Here is a 2,432-nt window from a genome sequence, read left to right on the forward strand (position 1 = left end):
CCGGGTTATCAGAGGGTTCTGACAGTTTTGACGACCTACCGAAGAGGCTTGATAAGTACTCAAGAGCTCGGGCTCGGTCTGATGAAACTATAGAATATCTGCGACAGCACTACAACGGCCAGTCTGGTTCGGTGTCCCCTTACTCTCTGGATGAGTTGGGGCCCCTTATCGATTCGATGTGCAGTTGTGCCCAGTGGATGAAGTTCCACCACTACTACACGGTTGGCAAGGTTCGGCTGGCAAAAATCCGTACCTGCCAAAAGCATCTGTTGTGCCCTCTCTGCGCCATTCGCAGAGGTGCAAAGAGTGTCGGGGCCTACCTTAAACGGTTCGAGGTGGTGCTTGCTGAAAAGCCAAACCTCCGACCCTATCTGCTGACCTTGACGGTCAAAAATGGCCATGACCTGGAAGAGCGTTTCGCTCACCTGGTCAATTCGTTTCGTAGGTATCAAAAGCGTCGTCGTGATTCGATGGATAAGGGGCGCGGGTTCAATGAGCTGTGCAAAGTTGAGGGGGCTTGTTTCTCGTATGAAATTAGTCATGACCCTAAGCACGGGTTTCATCCACATGTTCACATGGTTGTTATGGTCGATCCTGCTAATCCGATTGACTTCAATCCCAAGCGGCCCAAGGCATCCAAGCTTTCCAAGGAATGGCATTCCATCACTGGTGATTCTTTCATTGTCGATTGTCGGCCAATTTCTCAGGATGATCCTGCTGCCGGGTTCGTCGAGGTATTCAAGTACGCGCTCAAAATGTCGGATATGAAAATATGGGCCCAGGTACAAGCCCATTTTGCTTTGAAGGGTAAACGTATGACCGGCGCGTTTGGCTGCTTCTGGGGTGTGAAGGTTCCAGAGTCTGACGAGGATGAATTGCTGGATGATCTGCCTTACATCGAGTTGTTTTATCGGTACACGGCTGCCGGTTATTCCCTGGCACATGCTGGCTCGGCTACAGGTTCGGGGTGGACGGAAAACCTTCCGGCCCCGAATGCCCAGGCTCTTGAGCAGTTGGTTTCCGAGTACGGCTATATCACGGCGAACGAGACAGACAGACCAGAGTTCTACCGGTTGAGAGATTAGTTTTGTTGTAGTTTGTTGTAGTTTGTATCAAACAAAATACAACAAGATACAACAGTGACAGGGGCCCGTAAGGGCCCCTTTTTAGTTCACCCAAACATAGATTTGGTGAAGTTAGGGTTTGGGGCCCCGCTTGCGGGGTGGGTATGGGCGAAGCCCATGATAAACCAGCGAGTTAACAGGCCATGCCGGATCTACTGCGCGTTCGCCAGGACAAACAGTCTACTCAAAATCCCCCCGTGTCCTGCCAAACCGGTTTTTCTTTTGATGCTCGGCACTGAACTACAGCCATGAAGCTGTTCAGATGTCGGAGACACGTCACTAACATAAAACTTGCTTAACCCAAGGTTTGAATCTAGGCTGATTTTAGCCATTAATTAGACACAAACGAAAACCGGATGGCGAACGGTTGAGAGAGGTAAACATGATGGAAGCTTTTGAAATTTTGACTGGTGGACTCGGCAAGGTGAAAGAAGAGTTCGGCGCGGTACGCCAAGACCTGGAAAGGCGCAGAGAGTTTGAAGGGAAGAAAGAGAGCCCTGATTACAAGGCCTGCACTATCCGGTTGCCCGTCCAAACGGTGTACCTGCTGGATGCCTTCGCGGCTGAGTGTGAAATGTCCCGTAACGATGTGGTCGCCATCCTGGTGAATGACAGCCTGAGCGATGCGATGTACGGATTTTTTGGTAACGAGTCAACGGCGGCCGGTTTTGTCATGGAAGTGGATCAGGCCTTCGAATCCGGTTTGTCCTGGGCTGATTGGCAAGAGAGTGAGAAAGGGGGTCGGAAATGAGCATGTTACTGATGACCGGCCAGCTTTTGAACGTATTCGAGGCGCCCAAGGGAACCAACAAGGAAGGCATGGAGTACGGCGGCCAGGACAAAATTCAGCTCCTGGGGGAATTCCCCCTGGATAATGGCGACGTACGAAATGAGTTGGTTACGCTGACAACGCATGACCGAAAGGCCTTCCAAGACCTCATAGGACAGCGTGTAAGCGTCCCTGTGGGCGTTTTCGCGCCTAGCAAGGGGTCAGTGGCCTTTTACATTCCCAAGGGCTCAAAACCGCGTACAGAAGGCCTTAACGGATGATGTTTTGTGTCTTCGAGAGAGGGGTTCGGTGTGTCACACGCGCAGCGGTGACCGCCGTTCCCCTCTCTTTACTTGATACAAGGTAATAAAGTGTCGACAGAATGAGGTGTTTTTATGGCTTTAGACATGAAAAAACCCTCTGAAACCAAGGCTTTGGCGGGCACCGGGTTATCAGAGGGTTCTGACAGTTTTGACGACCTACCGAAGAGGCTTGATAAGTACTCAAGAGCTCGGGCTCGGTCTGATGAAACTATAGAA

3 protein-coding genes are annotated in these 2,432 nt (G+C 51.1%); all 3 read left to right on the top strand.

Features of this window, described 5'->3' with window-relative positions; translation table 11 throughout:
• The coding region (locus HNR62_RS15980) for a protein rep (protein ID WP_204797074.1) at positions 1–1,085 on the top strand (1,085 nt) is incomplete at its 5' end.
• A gap of 421 nt (positions 1,086–1,506) precedes the next feature.
• Complete coding sequence (locus HNR62_RS15985) at positions 1,507–1,875, top strand: hypothetical protein (protein ID WP_204797075.1); 369 nt, start codon at positions 1,507–1,509, stop codon at positions 1,873–1,875.
• Positions 1,872–2,174 (top strand): hypothetical protein, encoded by a 303-nt coding sequence (locus HNR62_RS15990; RefSeq protein ID WP_239552883.1) that lies wholly within the window; start codon positions 1,872–1,874, stop codon positions 2,172–2,174. Before HNR62_RS15985 ends, HNR62_RS15990 begins: the two co-directional genes overlap by 4 nt.
• Positions 2,175–2,432: the final 258 nt, after the last annotated feature.

The sequence above is a fragment of the Oceanisphaera litoralis genome (assembly GCF_016907015.1).
In the GTDB taxonomy this organism is placed as follows: domain Bacteria; phylum Pseudomonadota; class Gammaproteobacteria; order Enterobacterales; family Aeromonadaceae; genus Oceanimonas; species Oceanimonas litoralis.